Origin of the sequence: Rhizobium terricola (genome assembly GCF_012927355.1) — a bacterium.
Classification (GTDB): Bacteria; Pseudomonadota; Alphaproteobacteria; order Rhizobiales; family Rhizobiaceae; genus Allorhizobium; species Allorhizobium terricola.
Genome location: NZ_JABBGK010000002.1, coordinates 735,423 through 758,737 on the forward strand (window position 1 = coordinate 735,423; position 23,315 = coordinate 758,737).

General features: G+C 63.1%; 24 protein-coding genes. 13 read left to right on the forward strand and 11 right to left on the reverse strand.

The features are described from left to right. The first annotated feature begins 20 nt into the window (after positions 1–20). Together HHL25_RS13335 and HHL25_RS13340 are read left to right on the forward strand one after the other, a co-directional pair. Complete coding sequence (locus HHL25_RS13335) at positions 21–758, forward strand: class I SAM-dependent methyltransferase (RefSeq protein WP_169591515.1); 738 nt, start codon at positions 21–23, stop codon at positions 756–758. A gap of 160 nt (positions 759–918) precedes the next feature. Continuing rightward, positions 919–1,917 (forward strand): fatty acid desaturase, encoded by a 999-nt coding sequence (locus tag HHL25_RS13340; RefSeq protein WP_169591520.1) that lies wholly within the window; start codon positions 919–921, stop codon positions 1,915–1,917. Here the strand turns inward: HHL25_RS13340 and HHL25_RS13345 are convergent. The 5 genes from HHL25_RS13345 to mutM form a co-directional block, all read right to left on the reverse strand. Further along, positions 1,899–2,702, reverse strand: coding sequence for a phosphate/phosphite/phosphonate ABC transporter substrate-binding protein (locus HHL25_RS13345; protein WP_169591524.1), 804 nt, complete (start codon positions 2,700–2,702; stop codon positions 1,899–1,901). The genes HHL25_RS13340 and HHL25_RS13345 overlap by 19 nt on opposite strands. A 9-nt stretch (positions 2,703–2,711) precedes the next feature. Then, on the reverse strand, positions 2,712–4,262 hold the full coding sequence (dnaA, locus tag HHL25_RS13350; protein ID WP_169591529.1) for a chromosomal replication initiator protein DnaA: 1,551 nt from the start codon (positions 4,260–4,262) through the stop codon (positions 2,712–2,714). Between the two features lie 854 nt (positions 4,263–5,116). Beyond that, positions 5,117–5,383 carry a 30S ribosomal protein S20 gene (gene rpsT, locus HHL25_RS13355; RefSeq protein ID WP_169591532.1) on the reverse strand — a complete coding sequence of 89 codons (267 nt, stop codon included), beginning with the start codon at positions 5,381–5,383 and terminating at the stop codon, positions 5,117–5,119. Between the two features lie 187 nt (positions 5,384–5,570). After that, positions 5,571–6,344 carry an enoyl-CoA hydratase gene (locus HHL25_RS13360; protein ID WP_169591535.1) on the reverse strand — a complete coding sequence of 258 codons (774 nt, stop codon included), beginning with the start codon at positions 6,342–6,344 and terminating at the stop codon, positions 5,571–5,573. A gap of 25 nt (positions 6,345–6,369) precedes the next feature. Next, positions 6,370–7,266 carry a bifunctional DNA-formamidopyrimidine glycosylase/DNA-(apurinic or apyrimidinic site) lyase gene (mutM, locus tag HHL25_RS13365; protein WP_169591539.1) on the reverse strand — a complete coding sequence of 299 codons (897 nt, stop codon included), beginning with the start codon at positions 7,264–7,266 and terminating at the stop codon, positions 6,370–6,372. Between the two features lie 139 nt (positions 7,267–7,405). On the opposite strand from mutM, the gene ubiE reads away from it, so the two are divergent. The 7 genes from ubiE (at position 7,406) to HHL25_RS13400 (ending at position 14,491) form a co-directional block, all read left to right on the forward strand. Beyond that, the gene (ubiE, locus tag HHL25_RS13370) at positions 7,406–8,182 is read left to right on the forward strand and encodes a bifunctional demethylmenaquinone methyltransferase/2-methoxy-6-polyprenyl-1,4-benzoquinol methylase UbiE (protein ID WP_169591542.1); all 777 of its coding nucleotides are present in this window, start codon (positions 7,406–7,408) and stop codon (positions 8,180–8,182) included. Between the two features lie 5 nt (positions 8,183–8,187). Continuing rightward, complete coding sequence (gene ubiB, locus HHL25_RS13375) at positions 8,188–9,762, forward strand: 2-polyprenylphenol 6-hydroxylase (protein ID WP_169591547.1); 1,575 nt, start codon at positions 8,188–8,190, stop codon at positions 9,760–9,762. Positions 9,763–9,821: 59 nt separating this feature from the next. After that, on the forward strand, positions 9,822–11,309 hold the full coding sequence (locus HHL25_RS13380) for a sensor histidine kinase (protein ID WP_205927825.1): 1,488 nt from the start codon (positions 9,822–9,824) through the stop codon (positions 11,307–11,309). A 2-nt stretch (positions 11,310–11,311) separates the two neighbouring features. Beyond that, on the forward strand, positions 11,312–11,749 hold the full coding sequence (locus HHL25_RS13385) for a response regulator (RefSeq protein ID WP_169591550.1): 438 nt from the start codon (positions 11,312–11,314) through the stop codon (positions 11,747–11,749). A 15-nt stretch (positions 11,750–11,764) separates the two neighbouring features. Continuing rightward, complete coding sequence (locus HHL25_RS13390) at positions 11,765–12,817, forward strand: sensor histidine kinase (protein ID WP_169591555.1); 1,053 nt, start codon at positions 11,765–11,767, stop codon at positions 12,815–12,817. Between the two features lie 85 nt (positions 12,818–12,902). Then, positions 12,903–14,120: a bifunctional phosphopantothenoylcysteine decarboxylase/phosphopantothenate--cysteine ligase CoaBC gene (gene coaBC / locus HHL25_RS13395; RefSeq protein ID WP_169591559.1), complete on the forward strand. Its 1,218-nt coding sequence runs from the start codon at positions 12,903–12,905 to the stop codon at positions 14,118–14,120. 5 nt (positions 14,121–14,125) lie between these two features. Next, complete coding sequence (locus HHL25_RS13400; RefSeq protein ID WP_169591563.1) at positions 14,126–14,491, forward strand: MmcQ/YjbR family DNA-binding protein; 366 nt, start codon at positions 14,126–14,128, stop codon at positions 14,489–14,491. Positions 14,492–14,504: 13 nt separating this feature from the next. Here HHL25_RS13400 and HHL25_RS13405 read toward each other — a convergent pair whose 3' ends face one another. Beyond that, positions 14,505–15,329: a class II glutamine amidotransferase gene (locus HHL25_RS13405; RefSeq protein WP_169591566.1), complete on the reverse strand. Its 825-nt coding sequence runs from the start codon at positions 15,327–15,329 to the stop codon at positions 14,505–14,507. Between the two features lie 230 nt (positions 15,330–15,559). Between HHL25_RS13405 and HHL25_RS13410 the strand changes: the two genes are divergently transcribed. From HHL25_RS13410 to HHL25_RS13425, 4 genes are all read left to right on the forward strand, one after another. Then, complete coding sequence (locus HHL25_RS13410; protein WP_169591571.1) at positions 15,560–16,471, forward strand: pirin family protein; 912 nt, start codon at positions 15,560–15,562, stop codon at positions 16,469–16,471. Positions 16,472–16,611: 140 nt separating this feature from the next. Beyond that, positions 16,612–17,229: a glutathione S-transferase family protein gene (locus tag HHL25_RS13415; protein ID WP_169591575.1), complete on the forward strand. Its 618-nt coding sequence runs from the start codon at positions 16,612–16,614 to the stop codon at positions 17,227–17,229. Between the two features lie 36 nt (positions 17,230–17,265). After that, on the forward strand, positions 17,266–17,877 hold the full coding sequence (locus HHL25_RS13420) for a hypothetical protein (protein ID WP_169591579.1): 612 nt from the start codon (positions 17,266–17,268) through the stop codon (positions 17,875–17,877). Positions 17,878–17,989: 112 nt separating this feature from the next. Further along, positions 17,990–19,024: an Ldh family oxidoreductase gene (locus HHL25_RS13425; RefSeq protein WP_169591583.1), complete on the forward strand. Its 1,035-nt coding sequence runs from the start codon at positions 17,990–17,992 to the stop codon at positions 19,022–19,024. Between the two features lie 101 nt (positions 19,025–19,125). On the opposite strand, the gene HHL25_RS13430 is transcribed toward HHL25_RS13425, so the two are convergent. The 5 genes from HHL25_RS13430 to thiM form a co-directional block, all read right to left on the reverse strand. Next, on the reverse strand, positions 19,126–20,088 hold the full coding sequence (locus tag HHL25_RS13430) for a dihydrodipicolinate synthase family protein (protein ID WP_169591588.1): 963 nt from the start codon (positions 20,086–20,088) through the stop codon (positions 19,126–19,128). A gap of 197 nt (positions 20,089–20,285) precedes the next feature. Then, positions 20,286–21,050 carry a 3-oxoacyl-ACP reductase gene (locus HHL25_RS13435; RefSeq protein WP_169591592.1) on the reverse strand — a complete coding sequence of 255 codons (765 nt, stop codon included), beginning with the start codon at positions 21,048–21,050 and terminating at the stop codon, positions 20,286–20,288. After that, positions 21,047–21,865 (reverse strand): bifunctional hydroxymethylpyrimidine kinase/phosphomethylpyrimidine kinase, encoded by an 819-nt coding sequence (gene thiD / locus HHL25_RS13440; RefSeq protein ID WP_169591595.1) that lies wholly within the window; start codon positions 21,863–21,865, stop codon positions 21,047–21,049. The genes HHL25_RS13435 and thiD overlap by 4 nt, the downstream gene beginning before the upstream one ends. Then, positions 21,862–22,497 (reverse strand): thiamine phosphate synthase, encoded by a 636-nt coding sequence (thiE, locus tag HHL25_RS13445; protein WP_169592900.1) that lies wholly within the window; start codon positions 22,495–22,497, stop codon positions 21,862–21,864. Before thiE ends, thiD begins: the two co-directional genes overlap by 4 nt. Then, positions 22,494–23,297, reverse strand: a complete 804-nt coding sequence (gene thiM, locus HHL25_RS13450; RefSeq protein ID WP_169591600.1) for a hydroxyethylthiazole kinase — start codon at positions 23,295–23,297, stop codon at positions 22,494–22,496. Before thiM ends, thiE begins: the two co-directional genes overlap by 4 nt. Positions 23,298–23,315: the final 18 nt, after the last annotated feature.

The window sequence follows — 23,315 nt, forward strand, 5'->3', positions numbered from 1 at the left end:
GAGAACCGGAGGAAATCGCCATGCCGGTCGACGACGCTTTCGCCCGCCACGACATGGCTGTCCTCTACGACAACTTCAACCGTCACGGCCCGGACAACGACTTTTACCTCAGGCTCGAGGCAGAACCCCGCCGGATCCTGGACCTCGGCTGCGGCACAGGCTCGCTCGCGCTCGAACTTGCGGAACGCGGGCATCATGTCACGGGCCTCGATCCGGCGCCGGGAATGCTCGCCGTCGCACGCGCCAAGGATCGCGGACATCGGGTCGAGTGGGTGGCGGCGGATGCGCGCAATTTCTCGCTCGAAAGGCATTTCGACCTGATCATCATGACCGGCCATGTCTTCCAGGTCTTTCTGGACGACCAGGAAACACTGGCCGTGCTCGAGAACGCCCACCGGCACCTTGCCGAGGGCGGACGGCTCGTCTTCGAAAGCCGCAATCCTGCGGCGCGGGAATGGGAGAACTGGACCGAGACGAAAACCCGCGAACGGTGTGCAATCCCCGGAGCGGGACCGGTCGAGGTCGAATACCACGTCACGAGCGCATGGGACGACTTCGTCCGTTTCGACACCGTGTTCACACTTCTCGAAACAGGGGAGCGCCGGGTGAGCGAAAGCACCTTGCGCTTTCCGAACCAGGGCGCGATCGCGCGCCTGCTCTCCGCGGCCGGTTTTTCGTCCGTCGACTGGATCGGCGACTGGGCGGGCTCGCCCTTTCTGCCGGAAAGCCCGGAGATCATCGCACTCGCACGGCGCTGACGCGCCGGTGAGACGGCAACATCGTCCAATCCCGATAATTCCGGGGACAGGAGCCTTACAACCAGAGCCGGTCCGATTGACGGACAGTCTGTTTTGACATCACTATCGAAGTGTAGTCGGCTGCGTCGTCCTTACATGCCTCTCTCCCGCAAAGGCGAACATGAAATCACCCCGTGCGCGTGACGAAATGACCGGCTCCCCGAACCGATCACGGTCACGGTGGCGCATCGAATGGCCGACCGTCGCCCTTGCTCTCACCATTTACGGGCTCTGGCTGGCTTTCACCTTCTACTGGGCTCAGATCCCCTACCCGATCCTCTTCCTTGCCGGTGGCTGGGTCATCGCCTGGCAGGGCTCGCTTCAGCATGAGGTGCTGCACGGCCATCCGACACGCTTCCGGCGGGTGAACGACCTCGTCGGCTGGCCGCCGATCTCGCTCTGGCTGCCCTACAGGATCTACAAGCAGTCCCATCTCCAGCACCACCACGACGAATGGCTGACCGATCCGATCGAGGATCCGGAATCCTATTATCTGACGGGCACGCGCTGGGAACGGACCGGCGCGATTGGGCGACTGCTGGTCAGGGCCAACAACACGCTGGCAGGCCGGCTGATCCTCGGGCCGCTGGTGGCGCTGGCCGCTTTCTTCACGGCGGAGGCCGCCCTGATCCTCGGCGGGGATCGCCAACGACTGAAGACGTGGATCGCACATCTTATTGGCTGCGCGGGCGTGCTCTTCTGGGTGCTCGCCGTCTGCGAAATGCCGCTATGGATCTACCTTACCGCCTTCGTCTATTCGGGCATCGCGCTTTCCAGACTGCGTTCCTTTGCCGAACACCGTTATGCGGGAACGAAGGAAGAGCGCACGGCGATCGTCGAGAACACACCGCTCTTCGGCCTACTGTTCCTGCACAACAACCTGCATATCGTCCATCATTCATGGCCGCAGGTTCCCTGGTACGATATCCCGACGTTCTATCGCACCCACCGTCAGGCCTTCATTTCGCTCAACGGCGGCTTGGTCTATCGGGGCTACGCAGACGTCGCGCGACGCTATCTCTTCCGATCGCATCACGAACCGGTGCATCCGCAGCATGTCGCACCGGGTACTGTCGAACCGGTGCGCGTTGACGGCCAGGATCAGGCAATCGCCGGGTAACAGGCGGCTTCCGCCTGCTGCCGATAGACATCCAGGACCAGATAGTCCCGGTCGCCGAGGATCTCGAGACCGACCAGCCCCAGACTTTGCGACAACCCGAGCGAAGGATCGGCGATCGCGTCAGCGATTGCCGCGCGAAGGGTGGGAAGCTCGCCGTCCGACGCATCGATCCTGGTGATGAACGGCAGCCCCGGCCCGCGCGGCGTTTCCGTTAGAATTCGAACGCCTTTCACCATCTGCTGCGCGTGCCGTTCGAGAAGGCCGAAGGTCACAGTATCCACCGCGGCGACGGACGCGCGGCCGGTACGAACCGCCTCCAGAGAAGCGAGATGCCCGCCAGTCACGATCACGTCGGAGAAAAATCGGCCTGAAGCGGCCAGCGGCGCGATCATCGCGCGCAGAAGGTTCATGCCGGAATTGGAAGCCGGATCGTTGATCGCCGCCGTCGTGCCACGCAGGTCCTCGATACGGGTCGCAGCCGATCGTTCCGCGACAACCACATAACTCGCGCGAGAGGTACCCTCTCCACCGGGAAAGGCATAGACCGGGGTCGCCACCAGCCGTACCTTTCCCCGAAGGGCCGTGATGTAGGGATAACCGCAGGCCTGCGCCAAAACGAGCCCCGGGTCATGCCAGGGCGCATCATAAGGGGACAGCCTGTCCAAATCGTCCGGAGCGCCAAATCCAGATGCGCGCAACCGGCCCCGGACGAAATGCCAGAGCCGGTCATTGCCTTCACGGACCGGCGCCAGCATGTCGTACATGGCAAGGCTGGCGCAGGTCATCGAGACGCGTCAGGCGTTGTTCTCGTTGATCAGCCGCTTCAGAAGCTCGATCTCGTGGCTGAGCTTGGTATCCTCGCCCACCAGTTCCTCGATCTTGCGCACGGCATGCAGGACGGTCGTGTGGTCACGTCCGCCAAAACGGCGGCCGATTTCCGGGAAGGAGCGCGGGGTCAGCGTCTTTGAGAGGTACATCGCGATCTGGCGCGGCTTGACGATGACGCGCGTGCGGCGGTTCGACACCAGCTCCTGACGCGAGACGTTGTAATGCCGCGCGACGATGCGCTGGATGTCCTCGATGCGCACGCGCTTCTGCTCGGACGCCCCGACGAGATGGGCCAGAAGCTCATCGACGCGCTCGACCGAAAGATTGGGCTCGAACGAACGGCGGAAGATCAGCTGGTTGAAGGCGCCTTCCAGGTCGCGGCCGCTGCTCGTGACGTTGCGCGCCACGTGGGAGAGGATCTCCAGCGGAATGTCGAGCGATCCGTCATCCTTGCGCGCGGCATCGAGACGGCTCCTCAGCATTTCGAGACGCATTTCGTAGTCGGGCGCTTCCATCTCGATGGCGACGCCACCCTGAAGCCGCGAACGAACGCGCGGGTCGAGCGATTCCAGTTCCCACGGCGCACGGTCGGCGGCGACGACGACCTGCTTGGCGCTGTCGAGCAGCATGTTGAGCAGGTGGCAGAACTCGTGCTGGATCATCTTGCCCTGCAGGAACTGCATGTCGTCGATGATCAAAAGGTCGATGTTGCGGAGCGAGTCCTTGAGGGTCAGCGCGTCATTGTCGCGGATCGCGGTGGCAAAGCGCCACATGAAATATTCAGCCGTCAGGTAGACGACGCGGGGCGCACGCGGGCTCTGGATCGCCGCATTGGCAATCGCCTGCAAAAGATGCGTCTTGCCAAGGCCCACGGAGGAATGAATGAAGAGCGGGTTGAAGCGCACTGCGCCGGCGCCGGCTTCGGCGATCGTCTTGGCGGCCGCGAGCGCCACGCGGTTGGACGAACCCTCGACATAGCTCTCGAACGTATAGCGGCTGTCGAGCGGCGAACCGAACAGCGGGCCGTTCGGCACGGCACGGGCAGTCGGGCTGCCAACCGGGGGAACGATCTGGCCGATCGACTGGGCCGACGTCTTGCGGGTCGGTGCGGCAGGCGCCTGATCGGCAGCCGGGCGCTCGTCCGCAGCCGGCGCTTTCGCGTTGCGGCTGGCACTACGAACCAGGATCTCGACCTTCAGGATCGCCGGATCTTCCTGCTGGAAGATGCCCGTGATGAGATCAAGGTAACGGTTGTTGATCCACGATTTCAGGAAGGTCGTCGGCACCGTCAGGCGCACGAGGCTCTTCGATGCGGAATGAAGCTTCAGGCGGCCGAACCAGCTGGCATAGACATCAGGTCCGACCTGCGCCTTCAGCCGCTGGCTGAAGCGCTCGAAAAGCGCGTCATGCTTCATTTCGGAAATATCCCCTGGCGCATCTGAGCATGCGGCGCCGAGTGCCGAATGTGCATGGTCCCCGTTCACCATTGCACCGGCCTTAACTGAATTAATCTGCATCTTGCCGCCTTCTTAAATCTTTGGCCGACCGGGCGACGCCTCGCGCACCCGGTGACCGCTTCATCCCCGTGCAGTGTGACGATCTCACCGGAATAGAGGTGACGACCGTACTCCCCTTCATCGCATGCTTACCCCAGCCAAAGGGCCTATGCGCTGCGACGTGAAACGCTGACGCGAATATACCGACCACGTTTCAACTCGCTCCGCCTGCCTTCATCCTCGACATGAGGGCCTGCGGTCGGGAAGGTCATTCCGTCCCGTTTCTTCTCCTGCCGGCAGGACCGGCACAATCGACAAAAGGATCTTGTCACGGGAACTTGGGACTCCCGGTGCAAGGCCAACAGTGTCTGAAGAAACGGAATGGATGTATCCCGCCCCAAGAGACGATGGGTAGCTCTGACACTCGTTTTGCCAGTTCAGATTACCCCCGGAGGTCAACTCCGTGCCCCTTGTTGAGAGGCATTAAGGCAGGATCAAAAGTGAAGATCAACAGTGAATTTTACGCAAAATTAAGCCGCGGCCATTGACTCGCGGTCCCGTCTTTGACTGTCACAATTGCCGTCTCCAGAATCGCTTTTGAATCAAGGAGATTCAAAAAAGGCCGAGGAGGAAGAGGCAAAAATCCGCGAAAAATAAAAATTCGCTTGACTCAAAAGTCGGGCCGCCTGCCGTTAAGTGAAGCACAGCCCTCACAGCAATCCTCGCGCAAGCCATTGTTTTTATTTATTTTTTTGTGTCACTCGACTGACACGTAAATGCCAAACCGGCAAGCCGTTGAATGCAAAGAGACGAACAGCAGAAAAAGCCCGGCTTTGCAGCCAGGCTTTTAGATCATGTCAAAATGGTGTCTAAAATTAGACGGCCAGTGCCTTCACGCGGCTCGCGAGACGCGAGATCTTGCGCGATGCGGTGTTGGCGTGAACCACGCCCTTGCCGGCTGCGCGCTGGAGTTCCGGCTGAGCGGCCTGGAGGGCCGACTTGGCGAGAGCGGCATCACCGGATGCGATGGCTTCTTCAACCTTGCGGATGAAGCCGCGAACGCGGGAACGGCGAGCCTTGTTGACTGCGGTGCGGCGAGCGATCTTGCGGGTCGCCTTCTTCGCCGAAGTGGTGTTGGCCATGGATGCCTCTCTAAGAATTCAAACCAAACTCCACCATCGCCGCGTCGGGTCGTTGCGACCTGCCATTTCAGCAATTCAGGAGCTATTTTCGAAAAAGCCAGCGGCTTTCCCAACCGTGGGCGGGCATATAGCCGGAAAGCGGCAGGCCGTCAACGCGCAATTTCAATGAATCGCGCGTTCCGGGCCATCAGCGGTTCTTGAAGACCGCCTTGCGCTTCTCGACGAAGGCCGCCATGCCTTCCTTCTGGTCCTCGGTCGAGAACAGCGAATGGAAAAGGCGACGCTCGAAACGCAGGCCTTCGGTCAAGGTCTGCTCGAAAGCCCGGCTGACAGTTTCCTTGACCATGCCGACGGCGACCTGGGAGAAGCCGGCGATCTTCTCGGCGGCGGCAACCGCCTCTTCCAGGAGCCGCTCCTGATCGACCACCCGGGCGACGAGACCGCAGCTTTCCGCCTCGTGGGCGTCCATCATCCGGCCGGTGAGGCAGAGGTCCATGGCCTTCGCCTTGCCGACGGCCCGCGTCAGGCGCTGGGTTCCGCCCATGCCGGGGATGACGCCGAGCGTGATTTCCGGCTGGCCGAACTTGGCCGTCTTCGTCGCAATGATGAAGTCGCACATCATCGCCAGTTCGCAGCCGCCACCCAGCGCGAAGCCGGAAACGGCCGCGATGATCGGCTTGCGGAAGCCGGCGATATCGTCCCACCCGCTGAAGAGATTTCCGAGATACACGTCGACGAAGTCGAGCGACTGCATCTCCTTGATGTCGGCGCCGGCGGCAAAGGCCTTTTCGGAGCCGGTCAGAACCACGGCGCCAATCGCCGCATCCGTCTGCAGCTTGCCGAGCAGATCGCAGAGTTCCGTCATCACGGTCGAGTTGAGCGCGTTCAGCGCCTGCGGCCGGTTGAGTGTGATGACGGCAACGCGACCGCGGGTCTCCAGCAGGAGAGTTTCGTAGCTCATGGATGTCTCCCTTTCTTCCTTATTGTCATTTCTGGCAGGCGCGGCAGTAAAATGTCGAGCGTCCGCCTTGAACGATCCGTCCGACGGTACCGCCGCAACCCGGCGTCAAGCAAGGTTCGCCCTCGCGGTCATAGACGCGAAAACTGTGCTGGAAGTAACCAAGCGTGCCGTCCGTCTGGATGTGATCCCTGAGCGACGAACCGCCGGCGGCGATCGCATCGGCAATGACGGCGCGGATCGCATCCGTCAGGACCACGAGCTCCTTCTTCGGCCGCCCGCCTGGCGTCACGAGGGTCGCTGCGGCTCTTTGCGGGGCGAGATGGGAACGCCACAGCGCCTCGCACACATAGATATTGCCGAGACCGGCGATAACCGACTGGTCGAGCAGCGCCGTCTTCAACGGCTGGACCTTGCCGGCAAAGCGGGTCGCAAGATAGTCGGCATCGAGCGCGTTGCCGACGGGCTCCGGCCCGAGGGTGCGAAAGGCCGGGTAGTCGTCGATCTCGTTGCGCAGCGCCAGATCCATGAAACCGAACCGGCGCGGGTCATTATAGATCACCCGCACGCTGCCCCCGTCACCCGGGCGGTCGAGATGGATGACCACATGGTCGTGCTTTTCGTCCTTGGAACGCTCCCGATGAAAGTCGCCGGGCGTCGTCGCTGCGTCGTTCGCCTCGACGCGGAAGGAGCCGGACATACCGAGATGCGCGATCACCGTCGTGCCGTCGTCGAGGTCAATCAGCAGATACTTGGCACGGCGGGCAAGACCGAGGACACGCCGCCCCTCGAGGCGTGCGACGAAATCGCGCGGCAGGGGGAACCGCAGATCCGGTCGGCGCAGCTCCACCTGCCGAACGAATGCGCCTTCCATCGCGGGAGAAAGCCCGCGCCTGACCGTCTCGACCTCTGGCAATTCAGGCATCGCCGACCATCTTTCTGTTTGAACCCTGCCGGAAACGACTGTAGACCAACGCCAAAGCGCGCACCGGCTGGCCCGAGATAGCGCGCCCGGAGCGATTTCGCTATGGTCTTTTGACCACCAATGAGAATGGAGTGATCAGATGGCCCAGAGCCGCACTTCCGCCGACGGCGGCATGGAAACCTCCTACGGCTTTCGCGATGTCGCGAAGGGCGAGAAGCAGGCTCTCGTCAATGACGTCTTCCACAAGGTCGCCAAGCGCTACGACATCATGAACGACGTGATGTCGGCAGGACTGCACCGGATCTGGAAGGACGCGATGATCGCCGCGCTCAATCCCCGCAAGGATCCCGACTACAAGGTTCTGGACGTCGCCGGCGGTACGGGCGACATCGCCTTCCGGATCGTCGAGGCCTCGGGGCGTCTTGCCCATGCGACGGTGCTCGACATCAACGGCTCGATGCTCGGGGTCGGCGCCGAGCGCGCGGAAAAGAAGGGGCTTTCCCCCAACCTGACCTTCGTCGAGGCCAATGCCGAGGAACTGCCTTTCGAGAACAACAGCTTCGATGCCTATACGATCGCCTTCGGCATCCGCAACGTGCCGCGGATCGACGTGGCCCTTCAGGAAGCCTATCGCGTTCTGAAGCGTGGCGGGCGCCTCCTGGTGCTCGAATTCTCCGAGGTCGAGATGCCCTTGCTCGACAAGTTCTATGACCAGTGGTCGTTCAAGGCGATCCCGCGCTTCGGCCAAATGATCACCGGCGACGCCGAGCCCTACCAGTATCTGGTGGAATCGATCCGCAAGTTCCCGAACCAGCAGGATTTCGCCTCGATGATCCGCACTGCCGGCTTCTCGCGCGTAACCTTCACCAACTATTCGGGTGGCATCGCAGCGCTGCATTCGGGCTGGAAACTCTGATACTGATGAGCACGATCGGTGCATATTTCCGCCTGGCGCGGGTCGGCTGGGTGCTGGTCAGGGAAGGCGTGATCTCGGCGCTTCCGTCGGAAGGGCTGCCGGCGCTGGTCGGCACAGCCAAGGCCGCGGCCGGCCTATTCGCCCGCAATCGCGCCATGCGCCAGCAGCGATCCGACCGGCTCGCCCGCGCGGTCGAGAGGCTCGGTCCGTCCTATGTCAAGATCGGCCAGTTTCTGGCGACACGGCCCGACGTCGTCGGGCCCGACTTCGCCGACGACCTTGCCGGGTTGCAGGACCGCATGGCCTTCTTCCCGACGGAGGCGGCCAAGGCGACGATCACCGGTTCACTCGGGCGCACGATCGAGGATCTCTACGCTTCCTTCGGAGAGCCGATCGCGGCCGCTTCCATCGCCCAGGTGCATCCAGCCGAGATCGAGACACCGGAAGGCCGCCGGAAAGTGGCCGTGAAGGTGATCCGCCCCGGCGTGCGCAAGCGCTTCGCAGCCGATCTCGAGGCCATGTACCTCGTCTCGCATCTGCAGGAGCGGTTCCTGCCGCATACACGTCGCCTGCGCCCGGTCGAAGTGACGCGCACCCTGGAACAGACCACCAAGGTCGAGATGGACCTGCGCCTCGAGGCTGCAGCACTCTCGGAGATCACCGAGAACACCAAGAACGACCCTGGTTTCCGCGTGCCGAGTGTCGACTGGGAGCGCACGGGCCGCGACGTCGTCACGATGGAATGGATCGACGGCACCAAGATGTCGGACGTCGATGCGCTCAAGGCCGCCGGTCACGACCTCGACCAGCTTGCCGACACGCTGATCCAGTCTTTCCTGCGCCATACCCTGCGTGACGGCTTCTTCCACGCAGATATGCATCCCGGCAACCTGTTCGTCTCACCGGACGGCATGATCGTCGCCGTCGACATGGGCATCGCCGGCCGCCTCGGCAAGAAGGAGCGCCGCTTCCTCGCCGAGATCCTCTACGGCTTCATCACCCGCGACTATTTGCGCGTGGCGGAGGTGCATTTCGAGGCCGGCTACGTGCCCGCGCATCACAACGTGTCGAGCTTCGCACAGGCGATCCGGGCGATCGGCGAACCGATCCACGGACAGCCCGCCGAAACCATCTCTATGGGCAAGCTGCTGACACTTCTCTTCGAAGTGACCGAGCTTTTCGACATGGAGACACGGCCGGAGCTCGTGATGCTGCAGAAGACCATGGTGGTGGTCGAGGGCGTGGCGCGCATGCTCAATCCTCGGTTCAACATGTGGAAGGCGTCGGATCCGGTCGTCTCCGCCTGGATCCGCGACAATCTCGGCCCGAAGCGCATCGTCGGCGACATCAAGGACGGCATCCGTGCAGCGGTCCGACTGTCGGAAGCCCTGCCGGAGATCGCCGCAAAGACCGAAAAATTCCATGGCGAAGTCGTCCGCATGAGCGAGGAAGGGCTGCGCTTTGCCCCGGAGACCGCCGAGGCGATCGGCCGCTCCGAGGCTCATCACAGCCGCTTCGGCCGCTGGGCACTCTGGCTGATTGCGATCGCCCTGATCATCATCGCCGTGCGAATTGGTTGATTTTCATCAAATTTCTTTCTACCCCTGACAGGGAGAACGGAAAAACGACGGGATCTCCGATGTCGGCCACCAATGCCAGCTTTGCCCGCACGACGCTTCTGATGCTGCTTGTCGGCGCCACCGTCCTGCTCGGCATCATCCTTTCCTCGCTCTGGCTGGTGGACAGAACACGGACCACATTCGACTACATCATCGAAGAGCGCGACATTCGCCGCGCGGCGGCTGACCTCCTGCAGAACCTCGTCGATTCCGAGACCGGGCAGCGTGGCTACCTGATCACCCGGCAGGAAAGCTTCCTTGAGCCTTATCGGCTGGCGCTCGATGATGTCCAGCGCAACCTCGCGCGCGTCGAAACGCTCGTCAAAGGCCGTCCGATCAAGGAAGAGCGAATTCCCGAACTGAAGCGGCTCGTCGAGCAGAAGGTTGCGGAAATGGCCCGCAGCGTCGAACTGACCCGGAATGGCCAGCAGTTAGAGGCGGCGGAACTTGTGCAAACCGAGTTCGGACGCAAGGTGATGGATGAGATCCGCGCGACCCTCGATTTCTTCAAGGAGCAGTCCGACCTCAATGTCCAGCGGGGTGTCGCGGAACAGATAGAATCCTCCAGCCAACTTCAGTGGTTCACGATCGGTGGCGGCATCGCCATCATAGCGGTCATGAGCGGCGCGATCTTCATCGTCACCCAGCATGTCCGCGAACTGTCACGCGCCCGGCGCGAGGTCGAATTGCTCAATGACAGTCTCGAAGAGCGCGTCAACGAGCGCACCGAGGACCTGATGCAGGCCAACCAGGAGATTCAGCGCTTCGCCTATATCGTCACGCACGACCTCAGGGCGCCGCTGGTCAACGTGATGGGCTTCACATCGGAGCTCGATACCTCGCTCAAGGCGTTGCAGGCCTATGTGCTTGCCGACGGCGGTCAACTCACAGAGGACCAGATCCGGGAGGCGCGGCTCGCCGCGTCCGAAGACCTGCCCGAGGCGATCGGCTTCATCCGCTCTTCCACGAAGAAGATGGACGGGCTGATCAACGCGATCCTCAAAATTTCCCGCGACGGCAAACGACAGCTGAAGCCCGAGTCAATCGAGATGAAGCCGCTCCTCGAAACCACCAGCGCCAGCGTGCACCACCAGATCGCCGAAAGCGACGGCAAGGTGCAGCTCGACGTTCGCGTTCCGATGATCAATACCGACCGTCTTTCGCTCGAACAGATCCTCGGTAACCTTTTCGACAATGCTGTAAAGTATAAGCATTCGGAGAGGCCGCTGAACCTCTCGGTGCGCGTTTTGCCGGAAGGCCGCAACATGGTGCGCATCGAGGTCGAGGACAATGGCCGCGGCATCGCAGACGAAGACCACGAACGGATATTCGAACTGTTCCGACGCTCGGGCCAGCAGGACAAGACAGGCGAAGGCATCGGCCTTGCCCATGTCCGGTCGCTGGCGCGGAACCTAGGCGGCGAGATAACCGTTAGATCGCAAATGGGATCGGGATCGACCTTCGTGCTGCGCCTGCCTTCGGATTTGTCGCGAATTGTACGGAGTTGAAGATGAAGGCCGTGGGAAAAGAAGTTACCATCGTGATGATCGAGGACGACGAGGGTCACGCCCGTCTGATCGAGAAGAATGTGCGCCGTGCCGGCGTCAACAACGAGATCATCCCGTTCACCAACGGAAATGACGCGCTCGACTTCATTCTCGGCAAGGACCGTAGCGGCAATGTATCAGTCGACCGCTATCTGCTGATCCTGCTCGATCTCAACTTGCCGGACATGTCGGGCACCGATATCCTGGAAAAAGTGAAATCAAATCCGCACACGCGCCGTTTGCCTGTCGTCATCCTGACCACGACCGATGACGAACGCGAAATTCAGCGATGCTATGATCTCGGGGCGAATGTCTACATCACGAAACCCGTCGACTACGACAATTTTGCCAATGCCATCCGGCAACTCGGGCTGTTCTTCTCGGTCATGCAGATCCCATGACATGAGTGATCGCCCATGAGCATCCGGGTTCTCTATCTGGATGACGACGCGGCGATTGTACGGCTTGTACAGAAGGCGCTTGAACGCATCGGCCATTCGGTAGTCCATGCCGAAACGCCGGATGATGCACTCGCGCTTCTGGATGTCGAAGGCTACGATGTCATCGTACTCGATCACTATCTGCGCCAGATCACCGGCCACGAGGTGCTGCGGCGCATGCGCGCGCGCGGCATTTCGCTCCCGGTCGTCTATGTGACGGGATCGAACGAGGCACAGATCGCCATCGAGGCGATCCGGGCAGGCGCCTCGGACTATGTCATCAAGACGGTGAGCGACGATTTCATGCCACTCCTCATCAGCGCCATCGAGCATTCGGTGGCGAATGCCCAGCTGAGGGCAGCCAAGGCGAAGGCGGACGAGGAAATCCGCCAGGGCAAGGAGCGAGCCGAAGCCCTCCTCGCGGAGGTGAACCATCGCGTTGCCAATTCCCTGGCGCTGGTCGCCAGCCTGCTGCGCCTGCAGATATCCAATTCGAAGAGCGAAGAGGTCAAGGCCGAGCTTTCCGAAACCCAGGCCCGCATCACCGCGATCGCCGGCATGCATCGCAGCCTCTACACCTCGGACGACGTGAGCCGGGTCGAACTCGATCGCTATCTGCAAAACCTCACCGGCGAGCTTTCGAGCTCGCTGCAAAACCCGGAAAAGCCGCTTCTCCTGAGGCTCGACGCCGACGCGATCTCCATGACCGCCGACCGGGCGGTTTCGGTCGGCATGATTGTCACCGAACTCGTGACAAATGCCTACAAATATGCCTATCCCGACGAAGCCGGCGGGGAGGTTCGCGTCCTCCTGAAGCGTATCGGCGAGAACGAGGCACTGCTCAGGGTCGAAGACGACGGCATCGGAATGAAACAGGGCAACGCTCCCAGTGGAACCGGTCTCGGCAGCCGTATCGTCAAGTCGATGGCCGCGGCGCTCGGGCCGGGACTTGCCCATGTCGAGACGGAACGTGGGACCGTCGTCGAGGTGCCGCTGCAGATCTGTGTCACCCATGCCGCCCGTCAGTGACAGGTGCGCGCACTTGTCCCCGGCAATTTGCCTGACCGACAATTTGCGATAGTGTCGCCACGACTTAACGGAGGTTGCCTGTCGCATGACACTGCCGGGAAAGCGTATTCTTCTCATCATCTCGGGTGGTATCGCCGCCTACAAGAGCCTGGACCTGATCCGGCGCCTGCGGGAACGTGGCGCTCTGGTCCGGCCCGTCATGACGCAAGGCGCGCAGGAATTCGTGACGCCGCTTGCCGTCGGCGCGCTGTCGGCGAGCCACGTCTATACCGAACTCTTTTCGCGTGAGGACGAGCAGGATGTCGGGCATATCCGGCTTGCCCGCGATTGCGACCTCGTGGTGATCGCACCCGCGACGGCCGACCTGATGGCGAAGATGGCGAACGGCCTTGCCGACGATCTTGCGTCGACGGTACTCCTGGCGACCGACAGGCCGGTGCTCGTGGCCCCCGCCATGAACCCGAAGATGTGGGCGCATCCGGCAACTTGCCGCAACGTCGAGACGCTGCGCCGGGACGGGCTTTCCTTCGTCGGGCCGACCGCCGGTGAAATGGCAGAGAGCGGCGAGAGCGGGCTCGGACGAATGGCCGAACCGCTGGACATCGTCGCGGCAGCGGAACGACTTGTTGAGGCCAAAGGCGCAACCGGGCCGCTTTCCGGCAGGACCGCGATCGTCACGTCCGGCCCGACCCATGAGCCGATCGATCCGGTGCGTTATATCGCCAACCGCTCTTCGGGGCGCCAGGGACATGCGATCGCGGCAGCCCTTGCCCGGCTGGGTGCCGACGTCACCCTGGTTTCAGGTCCCGTCACGATCCCCGACCCGGCCGGCGTGAAGGTCGTCCATGTCGAACGTGCCGAAGAGATGCGGGATGCGGTCGTATCCCGCCTGCCGGCGGACATTGCGGTGATGGTGGCAGCCGTCGCCGATTGGCGGGTGGCGACGTCCTCGGAACAGAAGATCAAGAAGAAGCCCGGCGAAGCGCCCGCTCCCCTTCAGCTCACGGAAAATCCCGACATCCTGAAGACGGTCGGCCATCACGAAAAACGGCCGACGGTCGTGGTCGGTTTCGCCGCGGAAACCGAGAATGTCGAAGACAATGGCCGCACCAAGCTCGAGCGCAAGGGCGCCGACCTCATCGTCGCCAACGACGTCTCGCCTGAGACAGGCATCATGGGCGGGACCCGCAACAGCGTGAAGATCATCTCCAAGGCCGGTGTGGCGGAATGGCCCGACCTTTCCAAGGACGAGGTCGCGACCCGGCTCGCTGACCTGATCGCCGGCAGGCTGAACGGAGCCTGACGGCCATGAACCTTTTCGACCTCGCCGAATTCGACGGTTTCGTCTCTGGCCTGCCCGGCGTTTCGCTGGTCGACCAATGGGACTCGCGCGTCGCCAAGGTCGGCGACAAGGTTTTCACCCTGCTCAGCCCCGCCGACGACGGAGCACGCATCACGCTGAAATGTTCGGAGGAGAGCTTCGAGATCCTGACGGCGCTCGAGGGGATCGGGCAGGCACCCTATTTCGCCAAGCGCAAGTGGATCTCGGTCGCGGCAACCGCGCCGCTTTCGGAAGACGAACTCACCCACTATCTCCGTAGGTCCTACAATCTCGTCGCGGAAGGGCTGACCCGCAAGCGCCGCGCCGAACTCGGGATCGTAACCCTCGACTGAACCTGGTTCGAAGTCAGTGCGCCATCGCCGGCTCGCGCAGTTCAGCTGTCTCGCGCTCAGGCTCCCAGGCGGGATCGAAGCCAGCCGCATCAAGGCCGTTGGCGTTGAGGATGACGGCGCTTCCGGCCGGAATCTCCACCCAGTCGGTCTCGTCGTTCAAAGGCTCGGACACCAGACAGTAGCCGCCCTTGCCGCCCATCGGAGCGGCGTAGAGGGTCGGGGCATGTTCATCGGTCGCGTAGCGGACACCATAGAGGGTCTGGCCATCGGTGAAGGCTGCCGTGAACCGGACGCGGGCAGTACCGGTGAGATGCCGGCTGATCTGCTCGACGAAGCCGATGGCCTCCGCCATTGCCGCGATCGGCCTTTCGCGCAGGCCGAACTGGAGAGCGAGAAGGAACAACAGTTCGGAATCGGTCGAGCCCGCACGGGCGTTGAAGTGCTCGTCGTCGAGCATGGATTCCATCGACCGGCGCAGGCGATCGAAATGATCGATCTGGCCGTTGTGCATGAAGGACCAGGTGCCGTTGACGAAGGGATGGCAATTGTCGCGCCGGGTGGAGCCATGGGTCGCGGCGCGAACATGGGCGAGGAAGAGCGGCGACTTGATCTGGCGGGCGAGGCTCTTGAGGTTGCAGTCGGACCAGGCGGGCAGCACGTCGCGGAACCGACCGGGCTCGGGACGATCGCCGTACCAGGCGATGCCGAAACCGTCGGCATTGGTCGCCGTCTTGGCGCGCGTCGCGCAATGCGACTGCTCGATCAGGGAGTGTGCAGGCGAAGTGACGAGTTCCTCGAGATAGATCGGTTCACCACGATAGGCAGCCCAACGACACATGCTCTTTCCCAAACGATCCGGTTAGTCCAAAGGACAGTGTTTGCCCGAATGGCTAACGAATTCTAAACATGCCGGCATTGATGACAGAATTTTGACGGATGAGGCAATCACTTTTTGCACTGCGACATGGCCTTTTGTGAACACTGCGTTCCCATCGGCAATCTCTACGCCCCGCGCCGGATCCCCTATATTGTGCGCAACTTCAAGTTCTGCTCGAAAGGAGCCCGACAATGTCCATACGCCCCGTCAAGCATGAAAGCCGCGCAACGCCCGCCATGGAAGGCGCCGGCGTCAAACTGCATCGCGTCTTCGGTTTCGGTGATCCGTCGATGACGGACCCGTTCCTGATGATGGACGATTTCCGCAACGACAACCCGCAGGACTACATCCGCGGCTTCCCCTGGCATCCGCATCGCGGCATCGAGACGATCACCTATGTTCTGGCCGGAACGGTCGAACACGGCGACAGCCTCGGCAATCACGGACTGCTCGGCGCCGGCGACCTGCAGTGGATGACGGCCGGCAGCGGCATCATGCACCAGGAGATGCCGAAGGGTGACTTCTCCGGCAAGATGCACGGCTTCCAGCTGTGGGCCAACCTGCCCTCGTCGCTGAAGATGACTGCGCCGCGTTACCAGGATATCAAGTCCGGCGACATTCCGGTGGTGGTCGATGACGACGGCACCGCCGTGCGGGTGATTTCGGGAAGCTTCTGGGGCAAGTCCGGCCCGGTCGACGGCATCGCCGCCGAACCGGTCTATCTCGACATCTCGATCCCGCCGGGCAAGCGCCGGAGTTTTCCGGTCGACACCTACCGCTCGGCCTTCGCCTACATCTTCGCCGGCTCCGGCACCTTCCGCGATGCCTCCAAGCCCTTCGGCGTCAAGGTCGAGAAGGAGTACCAGGGCGAGGAGCTGAACATCCGCGACCTGTCGGGCAACCGCACTCTCGTCGTTTTCGACACGGGCGACGAAGTCACGGTCCAGGCCGGTGACGAAGGCATCCGCTTCCTGCTGGTCACCGGAAAGCCGATCAAGGAACCGGTCGCCTGGCATGGCCCGATCGTGATGAACACCCGGGAAGAACTCATGCAGGCCATGCGCGAGCTGCAGAATGGCACCTTCATCAAGGCCGATCACTAGTACAAGAGACATCACTGCACCAACACCGACGCCGGGCGAAAGCCCGGCGTTTCTGCTTCCTTCGGATCAGGACGAAACACGGCTTTTCATCGCCGCGCCTTGCGATAGAGTGTCGCCAAAAATCTGGAGGCAACATATTCATGTACATACTTTATGGATCCATCGGCTCGGGCAGCGCCTCGGTCGAGGCGGCACTGGCCGTGTCGGGTATCGAATACGAAATCGTACAGGTCACGACCGCCGAAGGCCTGCACCTGACCGAGGACTTCAAGGCCATCAATCCGCGGCAGCAGGTGCCGGCGCTTCGGCTTCCCGATCGCTCCGTTATGACGGAAGGATCCGCGATGATGCTGCATCTCGCCGACGCCCTGCCGTCGACCGAGCTTGCGCCAGCACCGGGAACGGCGGCCCGCGCCCAACACGACCGCTGGCTCGTCTTTATGGCCATCAACATCTACGAAGGTGAACTTCGCAAGGCCTATTCCGACCGCTACACGGACGACCCGCAGGGCGCCGAAGGCGTAAGATCAAGCGCGGACGCCTATGTGAAACGGCATCACGCCATTATCGAGGAAGCAATCTCCGGCCCATTCATCCTCGGAGACCGGATGACGATGGCGGACATCTATCTCTGGATGCTGGCCGGCTGGATGGACCAAGAATGGCTCGCCACGCACTGCCCGAAGATCGTGGCGCTCGCAGCGCGCGTCAGGCAGGATCCGCGCATCGCCCCCATTCACGCCGCCCATTTCGGCTGACTCACACAGGCGCGTTTCGCGACAAGGAATATCACCATGGAGAAGACCGTTCTCGAAGACATTCAGGAGCGGCTCGCCTCCGCTCGCCGGGAACTCGAGGAAGAGCTGGACCGGCGCATCGCCGTTCAGCGCGAGCGCTTCCGCTACCAGATGCAGCAGGGCAAGGTCCGCTTCGAGGCGGACATGCGGGAATGGCAGGCCAGATACCGGACGGGCCTCTGGCGCTACGTCACGCGCGGGCACCTCGCCTACCTGCTGACGGCGCCGGTCATCTACGGCTTGATCGTTCCGCTGATCTTCCTCGACCTTTCCGTGACGATCTACCAGCACATCTGCTTCAGGGTGTATGGCATCGAGCGGGTGCGGCGCGGCAGCCATGTCATCATCGACCGGCAGCATCTCGCCTATCTGAACGGCCTGGAAAAGCTCAACTGCGTCTATTGCGGCTATGCCAACGGCGTGATCGCCTATGCGCGGGAGATCGCCGGACGGACCGAGCGCTTCTGGTGCCCGATCAAGCATGCGACCCGCGCGGCCGATCCGCATCCGCATTTCGAGAAGTTTCTCGAATACGGCGATGCGGAGGCCTATCGCGCCTGGATCGAGAGCTACCGGCGCGGCAAGCCATTCCCCGAAAGCAAATCGTGAGGCCCTTTCCGCAGCCGGGTTCGCGGGATATTACCACCGTCGAGCGCTTGCATACTCTCTGTATGCAGAATAGATCGACAACCATAACAGACCGGATCAGGAGAGACACAGAGTGACGACCACCACCTTGAAGATCGCCGACCTGCAGAGCCGCGTGGAAGCCATCTTTCGCAAAGCCGGCCTCAATTCCGTGCAGTTCGAAGCCCTTGCCCGCGTCATCGTCGCCGGGGAACGGGATGCCTGCAAATCGCATGGGATCTATCGGATCGAGGGCGCGCTGCGCACCGTCAAGGCGGGCAAGGTGAAGCCGGATGCCGTCCCTGTCCTGGACCTCAATGAAGGGTCCGCGATCGTGAAGGTCAATGCGGACGGCGGCTTCGCCAATCCGGCCTTCGAGCTCGGCCTGCCCGCGCTTGCCGAACGAGCCAGAAAGCTCGGCATCGCGGCACTGGTCATCAACGACTGCACGCATTTTTCCGCCCTCTGGCCGGAAGTCGAGGGCGTGACCGGCAAGGGCCTCGCCGGTCTCGTCATGTGCCCAAGCTATGCCACGGTCGCCCCCACCGGCGGCAAGACGCCGCTGCTCGGCACCAATCCCTTTGCCTTCGGCTGGCCGCGCGTCGATGCCTCGCCGTATGTCTTCGACTTCGCGACATCCGTTGCAGCGCGCGGAGAAATCGAGCTTCATCGCCGGGCGGGCAAGCCCCTGCCGGAAGGCTGGGCGATCGATGCTCAGGGCAATCCGACGACCGATCCGGAAGCCGCACTCGCGGGCGCCATGCTGCCGTTCGGCGGCCACAAGGGTGCGGCCATCGGCACCATGATCGAACTGCTGGCCGGCATCATGATCGGCGACCTGACGAGCCCTGAAGTCCTCGACTATCTCGGAACGACGACGCTCGCGCCGTTCCACGGCGAACTGATCATCGCCATGTCTCCGCAGGCTTTCGCCCAGGGCCGCGCCGGCGATCCCTTTGCCCGCGCAGAGGTGTTGTTCGATGCCATCGTCGGCAGCGGCGCGCGCTTGCCCTCGCAGCGCCGTTTCGCCGCCCGGGCAAAGTCGGAGGCCGATGGGATCACCCTGACCGCAGCCGAGATGGAGCATCTGGACCGCCTGCTCGACAAGGGTCTCGACGCCGTCGCGTGACACACTGACGATACGGCAGTCACGCCACCGAGATCGGCATGATCGCCAAAACAAGAAAGGCCCCCGCAAGGAGGGCCTTTTTTTTGCGCGTAACTTGAAGCTTACGCCTTGTACTTCTGCACGGCGCCGGGAAGCTTGCTCCACTCGGCATACCAGGTGTCGAACAGCTTCAGCTGGGTCTCGACATAACCACGCTGGCTTTCGGACAGCGCATCGGTTTCGTTGAAGTGCAGCGTGTACTCCTTGTCGCCCTTCAGCACCATCATGTGCTTGAAGAAGAGGACGAGATCCGGACCCTCGTCGAAGGACGAGAGCACGGCCAGGGCCGACTCAAGTTCCAGAGCACGCGTCCGGGCATCCGCGTCACCTGCGGCGGCGGCCTGCGCGAGGTTGCACATATGGAGGACTTCCTTCGGCAGCACGCAACCGATGCCCGTGATTGCGCCGACTGCGCCGCAATTGACGAAGCCATGGAAGACGCAGGTGTCGACGCCGATCATCAGCGAGACGTCGTCATCGCGGCTGGTGATGTTCTCGGCCGCGTAGCGCATGTCGGCAGCGCCGCCGAATTCCTTGAAACCCACCAGATTGGGATGTTCGGCGCGCAACGCGAAGAAGAGATCGGCGCGGGTGGCGAAACCGTAGTACGGGCTGTTGTAGATGACCGCCGGAAGATCCGGAGCGGCGGACAGGATCGCCTTGAAATGGTTCTTCTGGGCGGCGACGACGGAGCCGCGCGACAGGACGCGCGGGATGACCATCAGGCCCTTCGCGCCAACTTTCTGGGCATGGGCGGCATGGGCCACGGCAGAGGCGGTGTTGACTGCACCGGTGCCGACGATGACCGGAATACCGGCCTTCACGAGGCGTTCCACACCTTCCATGCGCTGTTCGTCCGTAAGCAGCGGCCAATCACCCATCGAGCCGCAATAGACGACCGCGGACATGCCCTTGCTGATCAGCTCCTTGCCCTTGCGGACCAGTCCGTCGAAGTCCGGTGTGCGGTCGTCATTGCAGGGCGTCATGAGCGCGGGAATCACGCCTGAAAAAATCTGGGCCTTCATGTCGGTCTCCTTGGGCAGGTGTCTCTGAGGGTTGACGGAGTGGATCCGTCAACGGGATTGACCATGGGATATCATCTTGCATTCAGTTTGTCGACAGAAGATTTTTTGAAAAACTTAGCGGGGGTCCAGGGCGGCTCGGTCGCGGCGAAAATGTCCGCCTGCACCCGGTTCTCCGCCCCTGCCGTATGCCCCTGCGATCAGTTGAAGACCAACCCGCCATCGACGACGAGGTTCTGGCCCGTCACCGCCCGCGACCAGGGGCTTGCGAAGAACAGCGCGGCATCAGCCATTTCGTCGGGCGTCGTTACCCGGCGCAGCGGTGTGGAGCCTGCGATGAGGTCGAAGACGACGTCCGGCGTCGCACGGCTCGCGTCGGTGGTCCTGAGCAATCCGCCCGAGACCATGTTGACCGTGATCCCGGACGGGCCGAGTTCTGCAGCGGCGGTGCGGGTCAGCGACAGGAGCGCGGCCTTTGCCGCCGTGTAGTCGTGATAGGGCACGACCGGGTTCTGGAAGAGATTGGTGCCGATCAGCACGATCCGGCCGAAGCCACGCTCGCGCATCTTGGGCACTGCGGCCTTGATGAGGTTCAGCGCCCCCTTGACCCCTGTCTCCATGTGGGCGGCGATCTCCTCCCACGCCATCGCCTCGAGTCTCGAACGGGCATCGCCGTTGAAGGAGAAATCGGCCAGCGCATTGTGGACGATCGTCGTCGGGGCGCCGAAGCGCGTGGTTACATCGGCCATCATCCGGCTGACGGCCTCGCCATCACGCACATCGGCGCGGAAGGCGGCGGCCCTGTCACCGAGCCGTGAGGCCAGGGCCTCGGCCTCGTCGCGGCTGTTGCGGTAGTTGACGGCGACCGCAGCGCCCTCCCGGGCAAAGGCTGCGGCGATCGCGGCGCCGAGGCCGCGACCGGCGCCGGTGACAAGCACGGTCTGTTGATCGATTGGCAAGCTCACAGGATGGTTCCTTTCGTGTTCCAGAGCGCATGAAAATGATGGACCGGTCCGTGGCCCGAGCCGACGGACAGCCTGCCTGCCTCGTCGATCGACCGGGCAAGCCAGGCCTTTGCGGCCGCGACCGCCTCCTCAGGGCTTGCGCCCCCGGCCAGTTCGGCGGCGATCGCGCTCGACAGGGAGCAACCAGTCCCGTGGGTATTCCTCGTCGCCACGCGGGGCGCCTCGAGCCAGGTGGTGCCCTTCTCGGACACGATGACGTCGGGGCTGTCCGCTCCGCCGAGATGTCCGCCCTTGACCAGCACCACCGCGGGACCAAGCGCGCGAAGCCTGTTTGCCTGAGCCTCCATGGCCGGCCGATCGATCGGCTCCTGCTCACCGAGCAGGGCGGCGGCTTCCGGCAGGTTGGGCGTGAGAAGCGTTGCAAGCGGGAGGAGCCGCGTCGTCAACGCGCCGACGGCCGCCGGATCGAGGAGGCTTGCCCCGCCCTTGGCGATCATCACCGGATCGAGCACGACGGGAATGCCGCGATGCGGGGCGAGCGCGTCGGCGACCGCTGTCGCGATCTCGGCATTGGCGATCATGCCGATCTTCACCGCATCGACGCGGACATCGGCAAAGACCATGCGGATCTGCTCGGCGACGAAGCCGGGCGGCACCGCATGAACCGCCGAAACGCCTTGCGTGTTCTGGGCGGTCAATGCCGTGAGCACCGCCATGCCGTAGGTGCCGCGTGCGGAAAAGGCCTTGAGGTCGGCCTGGATGCCGGCGCCGCCGGAGGGGTCGGAGCCGGCGATGGAGAGAATGTTGCGGATCATGATCTTGTCTTTCGAATGGCCTCTGACAACTCTGCGGCCGCGGCCCCGGGGTCCGGCTGCCCACAGATGGCGGAAACAACCGCGAGGCCATCCGCGCCGGCCTTCAGGACCGGTTCGACATGGCCCACCTTTAGCCCGCCGATGGCGACGGCCGGCAGGCACGTGACCGCGCGCATTCGTGCGAGCCCGTCGATGCCGACAGGGGGCTTGTGGCCGGGTTTGGTGGATGTGGCGAAGACCGGCCCCATCCCGACATAGTCCACGACGCCCGGATCGACCGCCGCCGCCAGAACCTCGGTCTCGACGGACAGGCCGAGGATCATGTCGGGACCGATCAACTGCCGGGCCGCCCTCGCCTCTATGTCGTCCTGGCCGACATGCAGGCCATCGGCGCCGATAGCGACCGCTGCCGCGACATCGTCGTTGACGATCAGGGGCACGCCCGTGCCTGCAAGCACGGACTTCAAGGCCCGGCCCATTTCAATCATGCGGGCCAAGGTCGCATCCTTGTCGCGCAGCTGGACCATGGTCACGCCACCCGCCACCGCGCGGCGCGCGGTCTCGACCATCCCCAGCGGGCGGCAAAGCTCAGGGTCGAGCACGAGATAGAGCGAGAGATCGAAGGGTTTCACAGCCACACCACCTTTCCCTCTTCATCGAGGGTGGCGGCATCGACGGCCGCCAGCTGGTCGATGAAGTGCATGGCGAAGCTGCCGGGTCCCTGCGACCGTTCGGCCGACCGCTTTCCGGCGACCGCGAAGTGGACGAGCGCAGCCGCCGTCGCATCGAAGGGGCTCTCCGGCCGGATCGCCGCATAGGCGCCGACAAGGCAGGTCAGCGAGCAGCCGAGCGCGGTGACCTGCGGCATCAGCGAAGACCCACCGTGAATGCGGACCGCCCGCTCGCCATCCGTGACGAAGTCGGTCGCTCCCGTGACCGCGACGATGCAGCATTGCGTGGCCGCGAGGCTCCTTGCCGCCTCCTCGGCGCGCTCGACCGGGTCACGGCTGTCGACACCGCGGGCGCGGCTTGTGCCACCGGCGAGCGATATGATCTCTGAGGCATTGCCGCGGATCACGGTCGGGCCGAGCGCAAGCAGATCGGCTGTAGCCTTGCGCCGGAAACCCGTCGCGAAGTGGGCGACCGGGTCGAGCACCCAGGGACGGTGTACTGCCGTGGCGCCGCCGACGGCCGCCTTCATGCCGGCAATCCAGGCCGGCGACAGCGTTCCGATGTTGACGGTGAGCGCACCGGCAAACCCGGCGAATTCGCCGGCCTCCTCCTCGGCATGGACCATTGCAGGAGAGGCCCCTGCCGCGAGCAGGACATTCGCGGCGACGTTCATCGCCACATAGTTGGTGATGCACTGCACGAGCGGGCTCTGCCCACGCATGGCTGTCAGCAGGGTTCCGGGAGTTTCGGTCTTGGTCATCTTGCCCCTTTTCCGACG